This window comes from Paraburkholderia sp. SIMBA_027, assembly GCF_046535315.1.
Lineage (GTDB): Bacteria > Pseudomonadota > Gammaproteobacteria > Burkholderiales > Burkholderiaceae > Paraburkholderia > Paraburkholderia tropica.
Genome location: NZ_JAWRWY010000857.1, coordinates 1 through 263 on the forward strand (window position 1 = coordinate 1; position 263 = coordinate 263).

General features: G+C 62.0%; 1 protein-coding gene. It reads right to left on the reverse strand.

All coding sequences use genetic code 11. The features are described 5' to 3' along the window. On the reverse strand, positions 1-263 hold a 263-nt coding region (locus tag SB764_RS41510; protein ID WP_410866968.1), incomplete at both ends, for an Hsp20/alpha crystallin family protein.

Consider the following 263-nt stretch of genomic DNA (forward strand, 5'->3'; position numbering starts at 1 on the left):
TCGGGCAGCGGGATCATACGAGTGAATGCGCCGTACGACCGTTCCAGCCGGTAGCAGCCGTTTTCCTCGCTCCTCGTGTCCTGCTTCTTCTCGCCACGCAGAACGAGGACGCCGTCTTCGATGGACGTCTGCAAATTCTCGCGATCCATACCCGGCAACTCAGCGGTGATGCGCAGCGCGTCGCCGTCGTCGACGACATCGATGCGTGGCTGGAACCGCGATGAACTGAAGTCGCCGAACCATCGGTCAAGACCGCTGACGCC